The 20,466-nt window shown below is 66.4% G+C and carries 20 protein-coding genes; 12 read left to right on the top strand and 8 right to left on the bottom strand.

Translation table 11 applies throughout. The features are described from left to right. Positions 1 to 232: 232 nt before the first annotated feature. Positions 233 to 1,447 (bottom strand): MFS transporter, encoded by a 1,215-nt coding sequence (locus CL52_RS05780; protein ID WP_043219060.1) that lies wholly within the window; start codon positions 1,445 to 1,447, stop codon positions 233 to 235. Between the two features lie 121 nt (positions 1,448 to 1,568). Here CL52_RS05780 and yejK point away from each other — a divergent pair, with 121 nt between their 5' ends. The 3 genes from yejK to CL52_RS05765 are packed head-to-tail and all read left to right on the top strand — an operon-like array spanning position 1,569 to position 4,307. Then, positions 1,569 to 2,576 (top strand): nucleoid-associated protein YejK, encoded by a 1,008-nt coding sequence (gene yejK, locus CL52_RS05775; RefSeq protein WP_041107235.1) that lies wholly within the window; start codon positions 1,569 to 1,571, stop codon positions 2,574 to 2,576. Between the two features lie 7 nt (positions 2,577 to 2,583). After that, the gene (locus tag CL52_RS05770) at positions 2,584 to 3,405 is read left to right on the top strand and encodes a polyphosphate kinase 2 family protein (protein WP_043219059.1); all 822 of its coding nucleotides are present in this window, start codon (positions 2,584 to 2,586) and stop codon (positions 3,403 to 3,405) included. Continuing rightward, positions 3,402 to 4,307 (top strand): DUF4344 domain-containing metallopeptidase, encoded by a 906-nt coding sequence (locus tag CL52_RS05765; RefSeq protein WP_082041973.1) that lies wholly within the window; start codon positions 3,402 to 3,404, stop codon positions 4,305 to 4,307. Before CL52_RS05770 ends, CL52_RS05765 begins: the two co-directional genes overlap by 4 nt. Here CL52_RS05765 and CL52_RS05760 read toward each other — a convergent pair. Both CL52_RS05760 and CL52_RS05755 read right to left on the bottom strand, forming a co-directional pair. Next, entirely contained in the window at positions 4,225 to 5,163 is a 939-nt protein-coding gene (locus CL52_RS05760; protein ID WP_043219057.1) for a glutathione S-transferase family protein, read from the bottom strand. The genes CL52_RS05765 and CL52_RS05760 overlap by 83 nt on opposite strands. 56 nt (positions 5,164 to 5,219) lie before the next feature. Next, positions 5,220 to 5,519 (bottom strand): GIY-YIG nuclease family protein, encoded by a 300-nt coding sequence (locus CL52_RS05755; protein WP_041107241.1) that lies wholly within the window; start codon positions 5,517 to 5,519, stop codon positions 5,220 to 5,222. Between the two features lie 287 nt (positions 5,520 to 5,806). Between CL52_RS05755 and mltF the strand changes: the two genes are divergently transcribed. Beyond that, complete coding sequence (gene mltF, locus CL52_RS05750) at positions 5,807 to 7,267, top strand: membrane-bound lytic murein transglycosylase MltF (RefSeq protein ID WP_041107243.1); 1,461 nt, start codon at positions 5,807 to 5,809, stop codon at positions 7,265 to 7,267. 7 nt (positions 7,268 to 7,274) lie between these two features. Here mltF and ybaK read toward each other — a convergent pair whose 3' ends face one another. Beyond that, the gene (gene ybaK / locus CL52_RS05745; RefSeq protein ID WP_041107245.1) at positions 7,275 to 7,745 is read right to left on the bottom strand and encodes a Cys-tRNA(Pro) deacylase; all 471 of its coding nucleotides are present in this window, start codon (positions 7,743 to 7,745) and stop codon (positions 7,275 to 7,277) included. A 119-nt stretch (positions 7,746 to 7,864) separates the two neighbouring features. Here ybaK and glpD point away from each other — a divergent pair, with 119 nt between their 5' ends. Beyond that, complete coding sequence (gene glpD, locus CL52_RS05740; protein WP_043219054.1) at positions 7,865 to 9,409, top strand: glycerol-3-phosphate dehydrogenase; 1,545 nt, start codon at positions 7,865 to 7,867, stop codon at positions 9,407 to 9,409. A 13-nt stretch (positions 9,410 to 9,422) separates the two neighbouring features. Here glpD and metE read toward each other — a convergent pair whose 3' ends face one another. Then, positions 9,423 to 11,729 (bottom strand): 5-methyltetrahydropteroyltriglutamate--homocysteine S-methyltransferase, encoded by a 2,307-nt coding sequence (gene metE / locus CL52_RS05735; protein ID WP_043219053.1) that lies wholly within the window; start codon positions 11,727 to 11,729, stop codon positions 9,423 to 9,425. A gap of 236 nt (positions 11,730 to 11,965) precedes the next feature. On the opposite strand from metE, the gene metR reads away from it, so the two are divergent. Beyond that, positions 11,966 to 12,892 carry a transcriptional regulator MetR gene (metR, locus tag CL52_RS05730; protein ID WP_043219052.1) on the top strand — a complete coding sequence of 309 codons (927 nt, stop codon included), beginning with the start codon at positions 11,966 to 11,968 and terminating at the stop codon, positions 12,890 to 12,892. Between the two features lie 2 nt (positions 12,893 to 12,894). Here the strand turns inward: metR and CL52_RS05725 are convergent, their stop codons facing one another. The 3 genes from CL52_RS05725 to CL52_RS05715 all read right to left on the bottom strand — a co-directional run bounded on the left by CL52_RS05725 (position 12,895) and on the right by CL52_RS05715 (position 15,499). Further along, positions 12,895 to 13,866 (bottom strand): SDR family oxidoreductase, encoded by a 972-nt coding sequence (locus tag CL52_RS05725; protein WP_041107253.1) that lies wholly within the window; start codon positions 13,864 to 13,866, stop codon positions 12,895 to 12,897. A 75-nt stretch (positions 13,867 to 13,941) separates the two neighbouring features. Next, positions 13,942 to 14,772 carry an aldo/keto reductase gene (locus CL52_RS05720; protein ID WP_043219050.1) on the bottom strand — a complete coding sequence of 277 codons (831 nt, stop codon included), beginning with the start codon at positions 14,770 to 14,772 and terminating at the stop codon, positions 13,942 to 13,944. A 91-nt stretch (positions 14,773 to 14,863) separates the two neighbouring features. After that, entirely contained in the window at positions 14,864 to 15,499 is a 636-nt protein-coding gene (locus CL52_RS05715) for a LysE family translocator (RefSeq protein ID WP_043219049.1), read from the bottom strand. A gap of 243 nt (positions 15,500 to 15,742) precedes the next feature. Here CL52_RS05715 and CL52_RS05710 point away from each other — a divergent pair, with 243 nt between their 5' ends. The 6 genes from CL52_RS05710 (at position 15,743) to CL52_RS05685 (ending at position 20,188) form a co-directional block, all read left to right on the top strand. After that, complete coding sequence (locus CL52_RS05710; RefSeq protein ID WP_043219048.1) at positions 15,743 to 16,396, top strand: helix-turn-helix transcriptional regulator; 654 nt, start codon at positions 15,743 to 15,745, stop codon at positions 16,394 to 16,396. Next, entirely contained in the window at positions 16,393 to 16,776 is a 384-nt protein-coding gene (gene csgE / locus CL52_RS05705; protein ID WP_041107260.1) for a curli production assembly/transport protein CsgE, read from the top strand. Before CL52_RS05710 ends, csgE begins: the two co-directional genes overlap by 4 nt. Continuing rightward, on the top strand, positions 16,773 to 17,192 hold the full coding sequence (locus CL52_RS05700) for a curli assembly protein CsgF (RefSeq protein WP_041107262.1): 420 nt from the start codon (positions 16,773 to 16,775) through the stop codon (positions 17,190 to 17,192). Before csgE ends, CL52_RS05700 begins: the two co-directional genes overlap by 4 nt. A gap of 22 nt (positions 17,193 to 17,214) precedes the next feature. Further along, entirely contained in the window at positions 17,215 to 18,051 is an 837-nt protein-coding gene (locus tag CL52_RS05695; RefSeq protein ID WP_043219047.1) for a CsgG/HfaB family protein, read from the top strand. Positions 18,052 to 18,308: 257 nt separating this feature from the next. Then, on the top strand, positions 18,309 to 18,791 hold the full coding sequence (locus tag CL52_RS05690) for a hypothetical protein (RefSeq protein ID WP_041107266.1): 483 nt from the start codon (positions 18,309 to 18,311) through the stop codon (positions 18,789 to 18,791). 41 nt (positions 18,792 to 18,832) lie between these two features. After that, positions 18,833 to 20,188, top strand: a complete 1,356-nt coding sequence (locus tag CL52_RS05685) for a hypothetical protein (RefSeq protein WP_043219045.1) — start codon at positions 18,833 to 18,835, stop codon at positions 20,186 to 20,188. Positions 20,189 to 20,466: the final 278 nt, after the last annotated feature.

Below are 20,466 nucleotides of genomic sequence, written 5' to 3'. Positions count from 1 at the left end.
TTTACATGGCTTCGGTTACGATTCGACGACAGCTCCGCTGCCCGTCTCGCTTGTTGGAGCCCATGAACCCCGATTGATTCCCGTCCTGACGCGTTTTTCGCCCAATGGCGACGAACTGCTCAGCAAGTACCGAGCCCCAACTGCAGCAGCGCCAAGCCGCCGCGCTGCCAACCCCACCAGGCCAGCAGCGCCAGCAAGGCCAGGGCCGCGGCCAGCAGCGGCCAGAACAGCCTCACGACGCCAGCTCCGGCTCGCGCAGGCGGGCCACCGGCTGCTCACGTATCGGCCAGTTGAGCAGCGTCGCCATCAGGCTCAGCGCAATCGCGATCTGCCAGACGAGGTCGTAGCTGCCGGTGCGGTCATACAGCCAGCCACCGAGCCAACCGCCGAAGAACGAACCCAACTGATGGAACAGAAATGCGATGCCGCCGAGCATGGACAGGTTGCGCACCCCGAACAGCGTCGCCACCGTGCCGTTGGTCAGCGGCACGGTCGACAGCCATAGCAGCCCCATGGCGATCCCGAAGGCATAGGCCGACCACTCCGTCAGCGGCGCCAGCAGGAACAGGCTGATCACCACCGCGCGAATCAGGTACAGGCCGGCAAGCAGCCGAGGCTTGGAATAGCAGCTGCCCAGCCAGCCGGCGGTGTAGGTGCCAACCACGTTGAACAGCCCGACAAGCGCCAGCACGGTGGTGCCGACCTGCGCCGGCAAGTGGTTGTCGACCAGATACGCAGGCAGGTGCACGCCGATGAACACCACCTGAAAGCCGCAGACGAAAAAGCCCAGCGCCAGCAGGCGAAAGCCCGAGTGCCCCGCCGCTTCGCGCAAAGCCTCGCCAAGCGACTGCTGCACACCGGGCGCTCCCGGAGCCTCACGCTGGCCGCGCATCATCGCTGCGAGAGGCACGATCAATGCCACCAGCATGCCGAGCGCGAGCAAGGCGGTAGACCAGCCCAGCCACTGGATCAGGCCGAGACTCCCCGGCAGCATGACGAACTGCCCGAAGGAGCCGGCTGCACTGGCGATACCCATGGCCATGCTGCGCTGCTCGGCCGGTACGGCGCGGCCGACCGCACCGAGAATCACCGAGAACGATGTACCGGAAAGCCCCAGGCCGATCAGCACGCCTGCGCTGAGGCTCAGCGAGGCCGGAGTATCGGCCGCCGCCATCAGCGCCAGGCCCGCCGCGTAGAGCAGCCCCCCGATCAGCACGGTGCGCGCTACACCGAAGCGATCGGCTGCCGCGCCGGTGAACGGCTGCACCAGTCCCCAGACCAGGTTCTGCAGGGCGATGGCGAAGGCGAACGTTTCCCGCCCCCAGCCAAACTCGGCGCTCATCGGCGCCAGAAACAGGCCAAAGCCATGCCTCACGCCAAGCGAGATCGCCAGAATCAGGGAAGCCCCGAGCAGCAACCAGCCGCACGTACGCCAGTTCATTGCCATGATCGTTTTCCTGAGAAAAAGACGACCAGTCTACTCGGACATCCCGGCCAGGGAACACTCATCCGCCGCCGGTCAGCTCGGTTAAACTGCCCGCATCTGATTTGCCCAACATGAGATCACCATGCCGATCCGCCATTGCATCGTCCACCTGATCGACAAGAAACCCGACGGCTCAGCCTCGACCCTGCATGCCCGCGATAGCGAGCTCGGCGAGTCGCAGGCGATGGAGAACCTGCTTGCCGACCTCAACGAGAGCTACAACGCCAAGCAGGGCAAGGCCTGGGGCCTGTTCCACGAGGAGTCCGGCGCCTATCCGTTCAGCGGCTGGCTGGCCCAGTACCTGGACGGCGCCCAGGACTTCACTGCCTTCAGCCGGCAGGCGGTCGAGCATCTGCAGAAGCTGATGGACGAGTCGAACCTGTCTACTGGCGGCCACGTGCTGTTCGCCCATTATCAGCAGGGCATGACCGACTACCTGGCCATCGCGCTGCTGCACCACAGCGAAGGAGTGACCGTCACCGACGCGCTGGACGTGGCACCAGCCAAGCACCTGGACCTCGGGCAACTGCATCTCGCCGCGCGGATCAATATCTCCGAATGGCGAAACAACCAGCAGTCAAAGCAGTACATCTCCTTCATCAAGGGCAAGAACGGCAAGAAGGTCTCGGAATACTTCCGCGACTTCATCGGTTGCCAGGAAGGCGTCGACGCCCCGAGCGAGACCCGCACCCTGCTCAAGGCCTTCAGCGACTACGTCGAAAGCGAAGACCTGCCGGAGGAACAGGCGCGCGAAAAGACCAGCGCGCTGGTGGACTACGCCAGCGCCCAGGCCCGGCTCGGTGAGCCGATGACGCTCGAGGAACTGTCCGGCGTGATCGACGAGGAGCGCCCACGGGCCTTCTACGAGCACATCCGCAACAAGGATTACGGCCTGTCGCCAGAGATCCCGCCGGACAAGCGCACCCTCAACCAGTTCCGTCGTTTCACCGGGCGCGCCGAGGGGCTGTCGATCAGCTTCGAGTCGCACCTGCTGGGCTCCAAGATCGAGTACGACGAGGCCCGCGACATGCTGATCATTCGCCAGCTGCCCACTCAGCTGAAGGATCAGCTCAAGCGGCGCAAGGAATAGATCGCCCGTGGCGCGCCTGCCCGATGACGTGCTCGACGCCTGCCGGCTGGACCCGGCGGCACCGTTCGCCGGCGATCCGGCACGCCGCTTCGGCCTCGACCGTGAGCAGGCACTCGAACGGCTCGCCCGGCTAAAACCCTGGCTGCGCGAACAGCAGACCATGCTCTGGGCCAATCGTCGGGACGCCCTGCTGTTGGTCCTGCAGGGGCCCGATTGTGCCGGCAAGAACGGCGTGATCCGGCGGGTGCTGGCCGGACTCGACCCGATCGCCCTGAAGGTCACGGGCTTTCAGCCACCGACGCCGGACGAACAGGCCCATGGCTTTCTCTGGCGCTATCGCCACGCACTGCCGACGCCCGGGCAACTCGGCGTCTTCAACCGCAGCTACTACGAGAGCCTGGTCAGCGACCGCCGTGACGGCCTGTGCCGCGCCGAGGACGTACCGCTGCGCCTGGAGCAAGTGCGGCACTTCGAACAGCAGCTGGCAACCGCGGCCATCCGCCCACTCAAGTGCTATCTGCAGATTTCCCATGCCGAGCAGAAGCGCCGCTTGCACCGCCGGCTGGATGCGCCCGACAAGCGCTGGAAGCTCAGCCCCGGCGACCTGCTCGGCCATCGCAGCTTTGCCGCGCGCCAGGCCGAATGGGCGCAGGTGCTGATCGAAAGCGACAGCCACGCCGCGCCCTGGTACGTGATACCCGCCGACCACCGCTGGCTACGCGACCTGCTGGTCGCCAGCCTCCTGGCCAAGGCCTTCGAGCAGTTGGCGCTCGACTGGCCCAGGCGCCCGGCACCGTTCGACCACCACGACCTGGACGCCATTCCATGAGGCGCCCGCTGGCTGTCCTGTTGCTGGCGACGGGCTGGCTGTTCTGCAGCGCAGGCCAGGCAAGCGAAGCCGACGAGGTGCGCTTCACCGTGGCCAACGCCGAATTCACCCTGATGCACGAAATGGGACATCTGCTGATCAGCGAGCTGCAGATTCCAGTCCTCGGCCGCGAGGAGGACGCCGCCGACCAGCTCGGGTTCATGGGGCTGTTTCTGTTGCAACGCGAGCAGCACGAGGCCGATTTCTACAACAAGCTGATGGATGTCGCCGACTACTGGCGCCTGGAGTGGCAGAACGCCAAGGGCAGCGCGGACGAAGTTCCGCTGTGGGACAGCCACGCCCTGGACGCGCAGCGCTTCTACAACATCGCCTGCCTCGCCTATGGCAGCGACCCGGATCGGCACGAATGGGTGCTGGAGGTCAGCGGCCTGCCGATCGACCGGGCCCTGTATTGCACGGACGAATACCAGCAGGTCGCGCAGGCGGTCGCGTGGTTTCGCGACTACTATCGGCGGCCGGTCGATGAGCCGGTACGCCATCGCATCACGGTGATCTACGACCCGCCACCCGGACATCTGGCCGGCGGCGCCGAGCTGTTGGCCAAGGTGCGGGCGTCAGGCGAGCTCGAAGCGGTCGCGCGCCGGGCCAGCGAGACCTTCGAACTGCCACGCGACCTGGTCTTGCGTCTGACCAGCTGCGGCGCACCGGACGCCTGGTTCAACCGCATCGGCGGCGAGCTGACGCTGTGCTACGAGCGCCTCGCCTACTTCCGTCAGCTCGCGGCGCAACGCAGCCGGCAGCAGGCGGCCTCGCCAGGTGTCAGCGCGCCTCCAGCCGATAGCCGACGCGGGGGAAATGCACCTGCACCTGCCCGGCCCGCGGGTCCTCCCGCCGCACGATGATCTCTTCGTCCCCGGCGAACACCAGCTCGCCTTCGACCGGGTCGACCCCATAATCGACCGGCGCCACGGCCACCCGCTGGCCCAGGGTGAACCCATTGGGCTCGCTGAACGCCTGCTCGGGCAGTGCAGCCGGCTCGGCCGCTGCCGCCACGTCGACGGCCTCGGCCGAAGACATCTCGCTGAATGAGCCGTGACCGACCGCCAGCACCTTGTCCAGCCAGCTGACGACGTCCGCATGCTCGTCGACCAGCACCGAGGTCACCGGCGTAGCGCGCAGGAACCACAGGCAGTGCGCAACGGCGAAATCCGCCAGCGACGGCGCCGAGCCGAACAGGAATTCGCCTTCCTCGCGCGCCAGTTGCTGCTGCAGCCGGGCCATGAAGGTCGGCCAGTCGTTCTTTGCCTGCTCCAGCGGGATCCGGCTCACCGAACCACTGCTGAACAGCTGCGCACGATCCTTGCTGAACGCCTCGGCAAAGGCCTTGGGCACCTCGGCAAAGCGCAGCGCCAGGGAGGCCGGCTGGAACATCAGGCTCACCGCGTTGAGGAACAGCACCGAGTCAGCCCACTGCGCCAGCGCCGCGACAACGAACTCCTGGCCTTCGGGGAACAGCGCCGGCGTGGCCTTTTCCGCTTCGAGGCGACGCGCGATCAGGGCGGTGTCGCAATAGATATCCGCGCCGATCTGCAGCACCGGCGTGCGCCGATAACCGCCGGTCAGGGCGGTCAGGTCCGGCTTTGGCATCACCGGCGGAATGGTTACCGAGCGCCACGACAACTGCTTGAAGCCCAGCAGAAGACGCGCCTTCTCGGCGAATGGCGAGGTGGGATAGTGGTGCAGGATGAGTTCGTGCATGGCCGGCTCCGCCGATGGATGAGTCGTCAGAGCTTAGCCGCCAGGTCCGAACGAGCCTAGCCGTTGTGCTGATTGCCCGGGCATTCACCGGACGAAGCCGGCCGGGCCAGTGCTTCCTTGGCCGCCTTGGTCAGCCGCTTGATCGCCAGTTCGCGGCGCAGGGCTTCGCCCTTGCTCGCACAGCGCTCGGTGTAGACAAGGGCAACGGCCGGGCTCGAACGAAAGAAACGCGCCCCCCGGCCTTGCCGATGGGCGGCGAAGCGACGCTCGGCATCATCGCTGATGCCGCAATAAAGCGCTCCGTTAGCCGCGCGGACCAGATAGACGTACCAGGGTTTGAGTTGCTCGCCGCTCATTGTTCGCGCGTGTCGCCTGCCGGATGGACGGGCGCGATTGTCGCCACTCGGCCCGGGTCGGACAAGGCGAAACACTTCCAGGCAAAGCCACCGTCACCTCCGGTTACGAGGTGCGCGTCACGCTTCGCCGCATGCGCCTATCCGCAGCCAGGCCCGCCGCGCCCCGCCACAGGCGGGAATTGTCGCCGCTCCGGCAGCGCCGCGCGCCTTGCCGGCCGCCTGCACTAGCAGACGCGCGCCCGGCTGTCCAGATATGGTGGCCGATCGCCTTTGCGTATACTGCGCCGATGTTTGCTCAAACCGCGTTCCGCAACCGCTGGGCCTCCTGGCTGCTGGCGACCGGAATCCTCCTGATGCTCGGAAGCTGCGCCGAAAAGCCCAGCGATCTGGAGCGCGTTCGGGAGGAAGGCGTGCTGCGCGTGATCACCCGCAACAGTCCCGCCACCTACTTCCAGGACCGCAACGGCGAAGCCGGCTTCGAGTACGAACTGGTCAAGCGCTTCGCCGACGACCTGGGCGTCGAGCTGCAGATCGAAACCGCCGACAACCTCGAAGACATTTTTACCCGCCTCAACCGCCCCGGCGGCCCGTCGCTGGCCGCCGCCGGCCTGACCGCCACCGAAGGCCGCCAGCACCTGGCCCGTTTCACCCACCCGTATCTGGATGTCACCACCCAGGTGGTCTACCGCAACGGCCAGCGCCGCCCGACGCGAGCCGAAGACCTGGTCGGCAAGCGCATCATGGTGCTCAAGGGCAGCAGCCAGGCCGAGAAGCTCGCCGCCATGCAGGCCCAGCTGCCGGAGCTGCGCTACGAAGAGTCCGACGCCGTGGAAGTCGTCGACCTGCTGCGCATGGTCGACGAGGGCCAGCTCGACCTGACCCTGGTGGAGTCCAACGAGCTGTCGATGAATCAGGTCTACTTCACCAACATCCGCACCGGCTTCGACGTCGGCGAGCCGAACAGCCTGGCCTGGGTATTCGGCAAGGGCGAGGACGACAGCCTGCTGCAGGCGGCCAATAGCTTCATCGACAAGGCCAAGCGCAACGGTACGCTGCAGCGCCTGCGTGAACGCTACTACGGCCATGTCGACGTGCTCGGCTACGTCGGTGCCTATGCCTTTGCCAAGCACCTGCAACAACGCCTGCCGCGCTACGAAAAGACCTTTCGCGAAACCGCCCGGGAAGTCGGCATCGACTGGCGCCTGCTCGCGGCGATCGGCTATCAGGAGTCGCACTGGCAGCCCGAGGCCACCTCCAAGACCGGGGTGCGCGGCCTGATGATGCTGACGCTGCGCACGGCCAAGGCAATGGGTGTGACCAACCGCCTTGACCCGATGCAGAGCATTCGCGGCGGCGGCAAGTATCTGCTGAAGGTGCGCGACAACCTGCCCGAGAGCATCCAGGAGCCCGACCGCACCTGGTTCGCCCTGGCGGCCTACAATGTCGGCGCCGGCCATCTGGAAGACGCCCGCAAGCTCGCCGAAGCCGAGGGGCTGAACCCCGACAAATGGCTCGACGTCAAGCAGATGCTGCCGCGCCTGGCGCAGAAGCAGTGGTACAGCAAGACCCGCTACGGCTATGCCCGTGGCGGTGAGCCGGTGCACTTCGTCGCCAACATCCGCCGCTACTACGACATCCTGACCTGGGTAACCCAGCCGCAGATGGAAGGCCAGCAACTGGTGCAGAGCGACCTGCACATTCCCGGCATCTATGCGACCGACCTGAGCGAGCAGCTGCCGCCGCTCTGAGCCATGCTCAGCTACGGCCGATGTCGGCGAAGCTGGCCGCGGTGTGCTCGGCCAGCACCTCGGCGGCCAGCTCCACTTCCAGACCACGGCGCCCGGCGCTGACATAGACCGTCGGGTGCGCGCGCGCCGAAACATCGATGAAGGTACGCAGGCGCTTCTTCTGCCCCAGCGGGCTGATGCCGCCAACCAGATAGCCGGTCGCCCGCTGGGCCGCCGCCGGGTCGGCCATCTCCATCTTCTTCGCGCCCGCCGCCTGCGCCAACGCCTTCAGGTCGAGCGTGCCGGCCACCGGCACCACGGCCACCACCAGCTCGTTGCGCTCCGTGCTGGCGAGTAGCGTCTTGAATACTCGCGCGGGATCCAGGCCCAGCTTTTCAGCGGCTTCCAGACCATAGGACGCGGACTTGGGGTCATGCTGATAGCTGTGCACGCGGTGCTCGGCGCGGTTCTTTTTCAACAGGTCGATCGCCGGTGTCATGTTCTGTAATGATCCATCAGGTCAAATGCCGCTACCTTAGGCGTTGAGCCCAGCCGCGTCGAGCCGGCATCGGCGCCGCGTTGCCCGGCCATGGCCATCGGACACAAAGGAGACGGACCATGCAGCACAAGCTCCTCGCACCGGTAGCCGAGGTCTACGACCTGGCCGTGATTGGCGCAGGCATCAATGGCGTCGGGATCGCCGCCGATGCCGCTGGCCGCGGGCTGGCCGTGTTTCTCTGCGAACAGGGCGACCTGGCGCAGCACACGTCGTCGGCAAGCAGCAAGCTGGTGCATGGCGGGCTGCGCTATCTCGAACACTACGAGCTGCGCCTGGTGCGCGAGGCACTGGCCGAACGCGAGGTGCTGCTCGCCAAGGCCCCGCATCTGGTCACGCCGTTGCGTTTCATCCTGCCCTATCGCCCGCACCTGCGCCCCTCCTGGCTGATCCGCACCGGCCTGTTTCTCTACGATCATCTGGGCAAGCGCGAGCGACTGGCCGCTTCACGCAGCCTGCGGTTCGGCGCCGACAGCCCGCTCAAACCGGAACTCGACCATGGTTTCGAATACTCCGATTGCTGGGTGGACGACGCACGACTGGTGGTCGTCAATGCGATTGCCGCCCGCGAGCACGGCGCTCATGTGCACAGCCGCACCCGCTGCGTCAGCGCACGCAGCAGCAAGGGGCTCTGGCACCTGCACCTGGAGCGCGCCGATGGCAGCCGCTACTCGATTCGCGCCCGCGCCCTGGTCAACGCCACCGGCCCCTGGGTCGCGCAGTTCATCGAAGACGACCTGCGGCTGTCGTCGCCGCATGGCATCCGCCTGATTCAGGGCAGCCACCTGATCGTGCCCCGGCTGTACGACGGCGAGCATGCCTACGTCCTGCAGAACCGCGATCGCCGCGTGGTGTTCGTGATTCCCTATCTGGACCGCTTCAGCCTGATCGGCACCACCGACCGCGAATATCACGGCGACCCGGCGCAGGTTCGCGTCACCGAGCAGGAGATCGACTACCTCCTGGCTGTGGTGAACGAGCATTTCAAGCGCCCGCTGCAGCGTACCGACATCTGCCACAGCTATGCCGGGGTACGCCCGCTGTGCGATGACGAGTCGAGCGAGCCAGCGGCGATTACCCGTGACTACACCCTCGAGCTCTCGCGTCAGGCGCACGACGCGCCACTGCTGTCGGTGTTCGGCGGCAAGCTGACCACCTATCGCAAGCTGGCCGAAGCGGCGCTCGCCGAACTCGCGCCCTGGTTCCCGCACATGCAGCCGGCCTGGACCCGCCATGCGCCGCTGCCCGGCGGCGAGGACATGCGCAACGTGCGCGAGCTGACCGAAGCGCTGTGCCTGAGCCACGCCTGGCTCGACGAGCGCCTGGCCGAGCGCTGGGCGAGCAGCTACGGCAGTCGCAGCTGGCTGCTGCTCAAAGGGGTCGATGGCGTGCAGGACCTGGGCGAGCACTTCGGCGCCGGCCTGCATGCGCACGAAGTCGACTATCTGATGGCCGAAGAATGGGCACAGACCGCCGAGGACATTCTCTGGCGGCGCAGCAAGCTGGGTTTGTCGATCGACCGAAGTGGCCGCGATCGGCTGCAGCATTACCTGGACAGCCAGACCGCGGCGCATCTGGTCAGCTTCGATCAGAGCCTGCGCGCCTGACGCGCGGCGCGTTTCAGGCCGCCGCGCCGGCCAGCCGCCCGCGCAGCTGACGCGCTGCGGCGACCATGTTGACCAGCGCCGCTTCGGTTTCCGGCCAGCCGCGCGTCTTCAGCCCGCAGTCGGGATTGACCCACAGCCGCTCGGCAGGAATCCGCTCGGCCGCCTTCTCCAGCAGGGCGACCATCTCGCCAACGTCCGGGACGCGCGGCGAATGGATGTCGTAGACGCCCGGGCCGATGTCGTTGGGGTAGTCGAAGGCGCGAAACGCTTCAAGCAGCTCCATCTGCGAGCGTGAAGTCTCGATGGTGATCACGTCGGCATCCATCGCGGCGATCGACTCGATCACGTCGTTGAACTCGCTATAGCACATGTGCGTGTGAATCTGCGTGCGGTCGCCTACCCCGCTGGAGCAGAGGCGGAAGGCATTCACCGCCCAGTCCAGGTAGCCCTGCCATTGCGCCCGGCGCAGCGGCAGACCTTCGCGGAACGCCGCTTCGTCGATCTGCACGATACGAATGCCCGCCGCTTCCAGGTCGCAGACCTCGTCACGGATCGCCAGCGCCAGTTGTCGGGCCTGCACTTCGCGGCTGACATCCTCGCGCGGGAACGACCACATCAGCATGGTCACCGGGCCGGTCAGCATGCCCTTCATGACCTTGCTGGTCTGCTGCTGGGCGTAGCGGATCCAGTCCACCGTCATCGGCGCCGGGCGGCTCAGGTCACCGTAGATGATCGCCGGCTTGACGCAGCGCGAGCCGTAGCTCTGCACCCAGCCGAAGCGGGTGAAGGCATAGCCTTCGAGCTGCTCGGCGAAGTACTCGACCATGTCGTTGCGTTCGGCCTCGCCGTGCACCAGCACATCCAGCCCCAGCTGTTCCTGAATGCTGACGGCATGGCGGATCTCGGTTTGCATGGCCTCGGTGTAATCACCGGCCGAGAGCTTGCCCTGCCGGTAGGCCTGGCGTGCCAGGCGAATCGCCGCAGTCTGCGGGAACGAACCGATCGTGGTGGTGGGGAACGGCGGCAGCTTCAGCTGCTCGCGCTGCTGCTCGATACGGCTGGCGAATGCCGACGCACGACGGTAGTCGCTGGGCTGGATCGCCTGCAGGCGCGCCTGCACATCCGGGCGATGGATCCGGCTGGACGCCGCACGGCTGGCCTGCACGCGGCGGCTGCGGTCCAGGGCCGCCTGCACCACGGCAGCGTCGGGCTGCAGCAACGCCTGCTTGAGCACCGCCACCTCCTCGCACTTCTGTACGGCAAAGGCGAGCCAGCTGCGCAGCTCCTCGTCCAGATGCTGCTCACGCGCCAGGTCTACCGGGCTGTGCAGCAGCGAGCACGACGGCGCTACCCACAGGCGCTCGCCCAGCCGGGCATGCGCCTCGCGCAGCAGCGCGAGGGTGCGCTCCAGATCGCAGGCCCAGACGTTGCGCCCGTTGACCACGCCAAGCGAGAGCACCTTGTAGGCCGGCAGCCAGTCGAGAATCAGCGGGAACTGTTCCGGCGCTCTGACCAGGTCGATGTGCAGCCCGTCGACCGGCAGCCCCGCGGCGAGACCGAGATTGTCTTCCAGACCACCGAAATAGGTCGCCACGAGTTTCTTCAGCGGCGCCCGCTGCAGCAGGTTGTAACCGCGCTCGAAGGCGTTCTTCCAGGCCTGCGGCAGGTCGAGGGCGAGGATCGGCTCGTCGATCTGCACCCACTCCACGCCCTGTCCGGCCAGACGCTCGAACAGCTGGCCATACAGTGGCAGCAGGCGCTCGAGCAGCTCGAGCCGATCGAAGGCCTCGCCACCCCGTACCTTGCCCAGCCACAGATAGGTCAGCGGGCCGATGACCACCGGCTTGACCCGATGCCCGAGCGCAAGCGCCTCGTCCACTTCCTCGAACAGCTGCTCCCAGGACAGCTCGAACTGCTGCTCGGCGGTGAACTCGGGCACCAGGTAGTGATAGTTGGTATCGAACCACTTGGTCATTTCCTGTGCTTGCGCGCCACCCCCGCAGCAGCTCTTGGAAACGCCCCGGGCCATGGCGAACAGCGTATCCAGGCCTGGCTTGCCACTGGCCGGGCGGAAGCGCTCGGGGATCACACCAAACATCAGCGAATGGGCCAGCACGCCGTCGTACCAGGCGAAGTCGCCGACCGGCAGCAGATCGAGCCCCGCTTCGGCCTGCAGCTGCCAGTGTGCGGCGCGCAGCTCGCGACCCACCGCCTGTAGCCCCGCCTCGTCCAGCTCGCCCTTCCAATAGCTTTCCAAAGCTTTTTTCAGTTCCCGATCCTTGCCGATGCGAGGAAAGCCGAGGGAATGCGCAACAACCATGACCAACTCCAATTCCGTCCAGATGAATGCGCAAATTCTCGGCCGCCTGCCAAACTGAAACAAACTCAACTTACTAAACATGAACTTCGATTCCATTCATGACGCTGGCGGCGCTCGACAGCGCCCCGAGGCTGCGACACACTTTCAGCCCCGTTGAGCTCTATTCATGAAGGCGCGCGCCGCGCGACGGCCCGAGAACCGCGTGCAGCCTCGCTCGCATAGCAAGGACAGGCTTTATGCTCGAGATCCGTCACCTGAGAACGCTTCATGCGCTGCGCGAAACCGACAGCCTGGTCGAGGCTGCCGAGCGGCTACACCTGACGCAGTCAGCCCTGAGCCATCAGTTCAAGGAGCTCGAGGAACGGCTCGGCCTGCAACTGTTCGTGCGCAAGACCCGCCCGGTGCGCTTCACCAGTGCCGGTCTGCGCCTGCTGCAGCTGGCCGACTCACTGTTGCCCCAGTTGCGTGGCGCCGAGCGTGACCTCGCGCGACTGGCCGGCGGAACGGCCGGGCGCCTGCACATGGCGATCGAATGCCACAGCTGTTTCCAGTGGCTGATGCCCACCATCGACCAGTTCCGCGACGCCTGGCCGGAAGTCGAGTTGGACCTGGCCTCGGGCTTTTCCTTCGCGCCGCTGCCGGCGCTGGCACGCGGCGACCTGGATCTGGTGGTCACCTCCGATCCGGTCGACCTGCCGGGCATCACCTACGTGCCGTTGTTCACCTACGAAGCCCTGCTGGCGGTGGCCAACCAGCACCCGCTCGCCAGCCGCGCCTATGTCCAGCCGCAGGACCTGGCCAACGAAACGCTGATCACCTACCCGGTCGAACGTGACCGGCTGGACATCTTCACGCGCTTCCTCGAACCGGCCGACGTCGAACCGGCGCAGGTCCGCACCTCCGAGCTGACCGTGATGATGATGCAGCTGGTGGCCTCGGGGCGCGGCGTGTGCTGCGTTCCCAACTGGGCGCTGCACGAGTACAGCGCGCGCGGCTACGTCACCGCCAAGCGGCTGGGCGAGCGCGGCCTGTTCGCCACGCTGTACGCGGCAATCCGCGCCGACATGCTCGATTCGCCGTTCATGCGCGACTTCCTGTTGACCGCCAAGGACACGTCGTTCGCCACCCTCGAGGGTGTGAGCGCCGCCACACGCGCGCGCTGAGCTCAGCGTCGCCTGCGCAGCAGCAGCGCCCCGACCACGCCGAACAGCAGGCCGCCTGCCAACAGCAGGCGTTTGTCGGGCCCTTCGGCCGTCCGCCAGCCGCCATCGATGCGCCGATCCCCGCCCGGTGGATCGAACAGATTGCCGGATGAGCGCGCAGCCTGATTCGCCCGCCGCAGCGCCATCCCGGTAAGCAAGCCGTTCAGGCGATCGAAGCCCGGAGTCAACGCGTGAGCGAGCCGCAGCAGGCTGGCAGTGGCCCCCACCGGCGTGGTGTCACGCGGGTGCAAGGCGCGCCGAACCATGGCTTCGGCGACACGCCGCGGATCGTAGCGCGGCGGCGGCGGCACCAGGGCGCGCCCGGTGTAGTTGCCGCCATCACGAAAGCCTGGCGTGTCGACCACGCCCGGATAGATGTCGCAGACATGAATGCCTGGCCACTGCACCAGCTCGCCGCGCAGTGCCTGGGTCAGGCCGCGCAGGCCGAACTTGCTCGCCGAATAGGCCACCGCGTAGGGCTGCGCGACCCAACTGCCCACCGAAAGCGTATTGATCAGCACCCCGCCACTCTGCTGCTTGAAGTAGGGCAGCACCGCATGCGCGCCGCGCAGGTAGCCGAGCAGATCGGTCTGCACCACTTGCTCGTGTGCCTCCAGCGGCGTTTCGTCGAAGGCGCCGACGGCACCGATACCAGCGTTGTTGATCCAGACGTCGATGCGCCCATGGCCGAACTCCGCCGCGGCCGTGGCCAGCCGCTCGACCTCGTCGGCGACGCCAACGTCGGTCGGCACCACCAGGGCGTCGGCACCTTCGCCACGGCATTCAGCGGCGACTTCCTCCAGGGCCTGGCGGTCGCGCGCCGCCAGGACAACGCGCGCGCCCTGCCGGGCGAAAGCCTGGGCCGCGGCGCGGCCGATGCCGCTGGAGGCGCCGGTGATCACCACCACGGTGCCGTCGAGTGAAGGGGACGTCATGCGTGTTCCTCCTGCCGTTGATTGGTCTTAGGCTGACCACCCGGCACCGGCAAACACTCACGCCGCCCGTCGCTCTCAGACCATTTGCAGCGGCACCTTGCGCTGCGGCGCGGCGAACGCGGCGTCGATCGTGGCCAGATCCTCATCGCTCAACTGCAGGCGCGCCGCGTGGGCATTGGCGCGCACATGCTGCGGATCGCTGGCCTTGGGAATCACCAGCACGCCCGGCTGACGCAGCGCCCAGGCCAGCGCGACCTGCGCCGGTTGCGCACCCAGGCGCCGGGCGACGGCCACGATCGCCGGATTGCGCAGCAAGGCACCGCCCTGGCCGAGTGGGCAGTAGGCCATGACCGGCATATCGTGTGCCTGGCACCAGGGCAACAGGTCGAACTCGATACCGCGCTCGGCCGGGTTGTAAAGAACCTGGTTGGTAGCGCACCGGCTGTCGTGTGGCAGTTCCAGCAGATCCTCGACGTCGAAGTTGGACACGCCCCAGGCGCGGATGCGCCCGGTCGCACGCAGCTGTTCGAAGGCTTCCACGGTTTCGGCCAGCGGGTAGCCGCCGCGCCAGTGCAGCAGATAGAGGTCGATGCAATCGGTGCCCAGCCGCCGCAGGCTACGCTCGCAGGCCTCGATGGCACCGCGGCGGCCGGCGTTGTGCGGATAAACCTTGCTGACCAGATAGACGCGTTCACGACGGTCGCGAATCGCTTCGCCGACCACCGTCTCGGCACCGCCTTCGCCATACATTTCGGCGGTATCGATCAGCGTCATGCCCAGCTCGATGCCGAGCTTCAGCGCGGCGACCTCGCGATCGCGCTCGGCGCGCACCTCCCCCATATGCCAGGTGCCCTGGCCAACCGGCGACACCGGAGTGCCGTCGAGAAGACAGAACGGGCGCGTCATGCCTGCCCCTCCCGGCCGAACGGCCAGGGTGAAGCGAGCATCGCCGGTGTTGCGGAACCATTGCAGGACATGCTCTTTCCTCTGTTTGACCTCAGATGCGCTCGCTCAGGCCCAGGCGTACGCCGAGCCCCACGAGCACCGAACCGAGCAGCCGATCGAGCCAGGCCGCCACGCGCTGCTGGCCGCGCAGCAGGCGGCTGGCCCGCGCGGCCAGCACGACCAGCGAGCCCTCGACGACGATCGCCACCACGACCACCAGAAAACCCAGCCAGAACAGCTGCAGCGCGGTCGTGCCATGGCCGGGCCGCACGAACTGCGGCAGAAAGGCCATGAAGAAGATTGCCGCCTTCGGATTCAGCAGATCCACCAGCACGCCCTGGCGATAGGCCTGCCAGGCGCTGCTGGCGCCCCGTGTCTCGGGCAGGCGCGTGATGCCTTTGCCCGCCGAGCGCAACGCCTGGACGCCCAGATAGATGAGATAGGCCGCGCCGAGATACTTGACCACCGAGAACGCCAGCGCCGAGGTCGCCAGGATCGCCGACAGGCCAAAGGCAGCGGCAGACACATGGACCATCGCCCCGCTGCACACGCCCAGGGCACTGACCATGCCCAGTCGACGGCCACCGGTGAGGGTGCGCGAGAGCACGTAGAGCAGATCGGGCCCGGGCGACAGGTTCAGCGCCAGCGCCGCGGAGAAGAACACGCCCCAGAACACCGGGTCAGACATGGCTGCGCCTCCTTGAACGAACCGACTGCAGAGACTAGCAGCAGCTCACTGCGGTACGGGCGAATCAATCCTTGGATTGATTGACCGGCCATCACGCTCGTCGGAAAACTGACGAACAGACATGAAAAAGCTGATTTATTGTCACAGCCGTGAACTAAGCTGCATTTCGTAATGTCAATGAGCCACCTCCAGCGGACCGGAGGTGCAAACAATCGATCGTCCGATTCGACAAGGGACATGCGAATGAACGACTCCAACGCCTTCCCGGCGGCCATGCCGGCCTGCCCACGTCTGCTTCTGCTTTCGGGTAGCGAACTGCTGGAAAGCGCCATGCGTCAGCACCTCCAGGGCACCCTCGATCATCGACTGCAGCGCTGCACCTCGCCACGCGCCGACCAGTTGCGCTGCGACCTGGTGCTGCTCGATCCGGCCAGCTACACACCGGACGAGGCGATGCGCCTGTTGCGCCGCGCCGAGTACACGCCGCTGGCGCTGGTCAACGCCGCGCCGGAGCAGGCCGAAACGCTGGTCGAGGCCCACCCCTGGGTGCGCGGCGTGTTCTACCGGGGCACCTCGCGACAGGGCTTCACGGTCGGCATTCACAAGCTGCTCGGCGGCAACGACTGGCTGCCGCGCGGGCTCACCGAGCGCCTGGTGTCGCGCTATCGCCAGCTGACCCCGATCAGCCAGGGCATCGACCAGCTGACGGTGCGTGAGAAGCAGATCCTCGCGCTGGCCGGCAAGGGGCTGTCGAATGCCGAGATCGGCCGCTCGCTGCACCTGAGCACCCACACCATCAAGAGCCATATCCACAACGCCCTGCGCAAGCTCGGTGCCAGCAATCGCGCCCAGGGCGCCTCGATGGTGCTGGCCTACGTCTGCGAGCCAAGCCTGTGAAACGCCTGCTCCTGCTGCTGACGCTGCTCGGCGCGCTCGGTGCCCAGGCCGACGAGGCCGAGCTCCAGGGGCTGATCACCAACGGCACCATCACCCGCTCGGGCCAGGAGTTCTACGTCAAGTTCTGCGAACGACTGAACGACACCAGCCGGATGGACTTCAACCTGGCGGTCAAGGAACGCCCCTCGGCGCGCTGGGGCGTGCTGATCTGGGTCGAGCACGAGAACCAGACGTTGTACCGCCGCTTCCTGCAGCCCAACGTGGCGGACATGGAAGCGACGGCCTATGCCGCGGCGGATTTCGTCCTCGAGGAAATCAACCGCCGAAAGATCGAAGCGCTGTTCGACGACAACATTGACCTAGCCAAGGACGAGTTATGAAACGGCACATCCCACTTGCCGGCACCCTGCTTGCCGGTCTGCTGCTGGCCAACGGCGCAAGCGCCACGGAACTGGTGTACACCCCGGTCAACCCCTCGTTCGGCGGCAGCCCGCTCAACGGGGCCTGGCTGCTGGGCAACGCCCAGGCACAGGACGACCACAAGGACCCCGACGCGATCGACCGCTCGGCGCTGTCCGGCAGCGCGCTGGATCGCTTCACCAGCCAGTTGGAGTCGCGCCTGCTGTCGCAGATGCTGAGCAATATCGAGCAGGGCAAGGAAGGCGTGCTGACCACCGACGACTTCATCATCCACATCGTCAACGACGACCTGGGCAACCTGACGGTGAACATCACCGACAAGCTGACCGGAGAGATCTCCGAGATCATCGTCGACGGTTACAGCGACTATCGCTAACGCGCACGGAGAGCCAAAGGCCATGAGAAGCCTGTTCATTGCCATCGGGATGATGGCGCTACTTCAGGGGTGCTCGGTACGCGAGCCGATGCCGGCCGACGCCCAGGCACCAACCCTCACACCACGCACCTCGACCTATCAGGATCTGCTCGCCCTGCCGCGCCCGAAAGGGCCGCTGGTTGCCGCGGTCTACGGTTTCCGTGACCAGACCGGCCAGTACAAGCCGAACCCGGCAAGTTCGTTCTCCACCGCCGTGACCCAGGGGGCGGCGAGCATGCTGGTCGATGCCATGCAGGCCAGCGGCTGGTTCGTCGTGCTCGAGCGCGAAGGCCTGCAGAACGTGCTGACCGAGCGCAAGATCATTCGCGCCTCGCAGGCCAAGCCGGACGTGGCCCCCAACATCCAGGCCGAGCTGCCGTCCTTGCTGGCGGCGAACATCATCATGGAGGGCGCCATCGTCGCCTACGAGACCAACGTGCGCAGCGGCGGCGCGGGCGCGCGCTACCTTGGGATCGGCGTCTCGCAGGAGTACCGGGTCGACCAGGTGACGGTCAACCTGCGGGCAGTGGACGTGCGCAGCGGCCGCGTGCTGTCCAACGTGATGACCACCAAGACGATCTTCTCGGTCGGGCGTAGCGCCAACGTCTACAAGTTCATCGAGTTCAAGGAGCTGCTCGAGGCCGAAGCCGGCTACACCACCAACGAGCCCGCACAGCTGTGCGTGCTCTCGGCGATCGAGTCGGCCGTCGCCCACCTGATTGCCCAGGGCGTCGACCGCAGGCTGTGGCAGACCGCCGACGGCAGCAGCACCGAGCACCCGGCCCTGGCCAAGTACCTGGGCAAACCGGCGGCCATCTGAGCGCAGCGGTCGGCGCCGCCAGCCCCGACCGCGACCCCGGCTGCAACAGGCATCTCGCGAAACCCCATCCCCCTCGGGGATTTTTCGGAAGGCGGCTGCGACCGGACCTCATCGTCCGGTTCGCAGGCCGCCTTCTGTCGTTTCGGCCGGGCCCGGCAAAGCGTCTTTCGGCATGCATTTTCAATCATTGGATGGATTTTCCGATTGGCGCCCCCGGTCAAGGATTAACCACATCAGGTTTTTGCCAGGGATGCCTCATGAAAACCGCGCAAGGGATTGCCCAACGCCTCCTGCTGCCCGCGTTGCTGGCCGCAGGCTTCGCCACCTGCCAGGCAGTGTTCGCCGCCGATCTGGATCTGGCCCCCAGCGAACTGGCCGGCAGCCGCCACACCTCCGCCAGCCAGCCGGGCGCCGCCTTGGCCATGGTCGATCAGCGCGGCAGCGAACTGCTCGCCGAGATCGCCCAGCGCGGCTCGGACCTGGAGGCCTACATCCTGCAGAGCGGCTACGCCAACACGGCGTCCGTCGACCAGCTCGGCCACGGCAACAGCGCCTGGGTCTCCCAGGCCGGCAGCTTCAACAACGCGGAAATCGACCAGTTCGGTTCCGACAACACCGCGCACGTCTCGCAACGGGGCAACGGCAACCAGGCGCAGATCGAACAGTTCGGTTCGGGTCACGGCGCCAGTGTCGACCAGCGCGGCTCGGGTCTGACGGTAATGGTTCGCCAGTACCGCTGATAGGGAAGTACCGCAGCACCTCAATCCATGGAGAGATAACAATGTTCAAGATCAAACCCCTCGTTGCAGCCATGCTGGCCCTCGCCGCAACCCAGGCCCTGGCGGCGGGCAACACCTCCGAGCAGAACCAGCTCGGGATCGACAACGTCGCCGAGGTGATGCAGGACGGCGGCTTCGGCAACATGGCCCGCCAGAACCAGTCCGGCTATGCCAACGACGCGCTGATCGAGCAGACCGACTCCACCGGCTCGAGCGCCAGCCAGACTCAGCTGGCCAACTTCAACGAGGCCACCGCCAGCCAGACGCACACCCTCGGCACCAGCTCGGTGCAATTCCAGACCGGCCACGGCAACGAGGCCAATGTCGACCAGGCATTCAGCACCGGCAGCCTGGCGGATCAGAAGCAATCGGGTAGCCACAACCTGGCCAACACCCGGCAGAGCGCTGACCTGGGCAGCGTTGCCACCAGCGATCAGAACGGCAAATTCAACGACTCGCGCATCGACCAGACGGCGACCGCGTTCACCCGCGCCAACATCGACCAGCATGGCATCGGCAATGACGCCTTCAGCTCGCAGACCGCGGCCCAGGGCAGCGAAACCCGGCAGGAGCAGAATGGCGCCTGGAACGACTCGCAGGTCGTCCAGACGCTGAGCTGGGATGACCGCGCCTCGGTGTTCCAGGATGGCGACATGAACACCGCCTACGTGCAGCAGGCCGGCAGCCGCTACTCGACCGCTGAAGTCGAGCAACTGGGCAACCTCAACGACGCCGAAGTCCTGCAGACCGGCGCCCGCCAGGAAGCCTACGTCAGCTCCATCGGTGACGAGAACGTCGCGCGCGTCGACCAGAGCGGCAACGACCAGAACGCCTTCATCAATCAGTCCGGCACCGGCAACGACAGCAGCATCGTGCAGACCAACGGCTGGTTCGGCGGCAATAACACCGCCTACACCAACCAGAGCGGCGAGGACAACGAGGCCGATGTCTATCAGAACGGTCGCAACCAGTACGCGAACCTGGTTCAGGACGGCCACAGCAACGAGGCCGACGTCGAGCAGCGCGGCAAGGCCAACAGCCTGAACTTCCTGCAGGACGGCGGCCACAACGACCTGGTGGCGACCCAGGAAGGCAGCGACAACCGCATCGAGGGCCACAGCCTGGGCCATGGCAACGACGTGGACATCGCTCAGGATGGCGAACTGAACCTGGCGCGCGTGTACCAGAACGGCGTATGGAACGACGCAAACGTGACCCAGAACGGCGAAAGCCATCTGGCCAATGTCGTCCAGGCTGGCCACGGCAACGATGCCATCGCCATGCAGAGCGGCTACGGCAACAGCGCCTACATCAACCAGAACGGCACCAACAACCTGGCGATCGTCACCCAGAACTGATCGCATCTCCCCAGACGAACTGCCGGCCTCGTGCCGGCAGTTTCGTTTCTGCCAACCCGGTGGCGAAGCACTTGCGCCCGCCCCGCCTCGACACCGGCGCGGCGCCGCAAGGGCCTGCTGCTGCGATATCAGCGTGCAGGCACCATCCACGGCGCGCCAAACTGAAGCAAACTGACCAAGCGGTCAGCTAAAGGCACCCGCGCACGCATTCCAGCGAACTCAATTTCACCTTTCGATTCAGCAGGTTGACTGCACAACGAGACCATCGGGACCGATCT

It is taken from the genome of Stutzerimonas balearica DSM 6083, from assembly GCF_000818015.1.
Lineage (GTDB): Bacteria > Pseudomonadota > Gammaproteobacteria > Pseudomonadales > Pseudomonadaceae > Stutzerimonas > Stutzerimonas balearica.
Note: the sequence above shows the minus strand (reverse complement) of the source record. Positions and strands in the feature narration are given on the sequence as shown.

What these genes read in the sequence shown, in the direction of transcription:
- CL52_RS05780 (WP_043219060.1), bottom strand. Translation starts at nt 1,447, where the DNA reads ATGGCAATGAACTGGCGTACGTGCGGCTGGTTGCTGCTCGGGGCTTCC.
- yejK (WP_041107235.1), top strand. Translation starts at nt 1,569, where the DNA reads ATGCCGATCCGCCATTGCATCGTCCACCTGATCGACAAGAAACCCGAC.
- CL52_RS05765 (WP_082041973.1), top strand. Translation starts at nt 3,402, where the DNA reads ATGAGGCGCCCGCTGGCTGTCCTGTTGCTGGCGACGGGCTGGCTGTTC.
- CL52_RS05760 (WP_043219057.1), bottom strand. Translation starts at nt 5,163, where the DNA reads ATGCACGAACTCATCCTGCACCACTATCCCACCTCGCCATTCGCCGAG.
- CL52_RS05755 (WP_041107241.1), bottom strand. Translation starts at nt 5,519, where the DNA reads ATGAGCGGCGAGCAACTCAAACCCTGGTACGTCTATCTGGTCCGCGCG.
- mltF (WP_041107243.1), top strand. Translation starts at nt 5,807, where the DNA reads ATGTTTGCTCAAACCGCGTTCCGCAACCGCTGGGCCTCCTGGCTGCTG.
- ybaK (WP_041107245.1), bottom strand. Translation starts at nt 7,745, where the DNA reads ATGACACCGGCGATCGACCTGTTGAAAAAGAACCGCGCCGAGCACCGC.
- glpD (WP_043219054.1), top strand. Translation starts at nt 7,865, where the DNA reads ATGCAGCACAAGCTCCTCGCACCGGTAGCCGAGGTCTACGACCTGGCC.
- metE (WP_043219053.1), bottom strand. Translation starts at nt 11,729, where the DNA reads ATGGTTGTTGCGCATTCCCTCGGCTTTCCTCGCATCGGCAAGGATCGG.
- metR (WP_043219052.1), top strand. Translation starts at nt 11,966, where the DNA reads ATGCTCGAGATCCGTCACCTGAGAACGCTTCATGCGCTGCGCGAAACC.
- CL52_RS05725 (WP_041107253.1), bottom strand. Translation starts at nt 13,866, where the DNA reads ATGACGTCCCCTTCACTCGACGGCACCGTGGTGGTGATCACCGGCGCC.
- CL52_RS05720 (WP_043219050.1), bottom strand. Translation starts at nt 14,772, where the DNA reads ATGACGCGCCCGTTCTGTCTTCTCGACGGCACTCCGGTGTCGCCGGTT.
- CL52_RS05715 (WP_043219049.1), bottom strand. Translation starts at nt 15,499, where the DNA reads ATGTCTGACCCGGTGTTCTGGGGCGTGTTCTTCTCCGCGGCGCTGGCG.
- CL52_RS05710 (WP_043219048.1), top strand. Translation starts at nt 15,743, where the DNA reads ATGAACGACTCCAACGCCTTCCCGGCGGCCATGCCGGCCTGCCCACGT.
- CL52_RS05700 (WP_041107262.1), top strand. Translation starts at nt 16,773, where the DNA reads ATGAAACGGCACATCCCACTTGCCGGCACCCTGCTTGCCGGTCTGCTG.
- CL52_RS05695 (WP_043219047.1), top strand. Translation starts at nt 17,215, where the DNA reads ATGAGAAGCCTGTTCATTGCCATCGGGATGATGGCGCTACTTCAGGGG.
- CL52_RS05690 (WP_041107266.1), top strand. Translation starts at nt 18,309, where the DNA reads ATGAAAACCGCGCAAGGGATTGCCCAACGCCTCCTGCTGCCCGCGTTG.
- CL52_RS05685 (WP_043219045.1), top strand. Translation starts at nt 18,833, where the DNA reads ATGTTCAAGATCAAACCCCTCGTTGCAGCCATGCTGGCCCTCGCCGCA.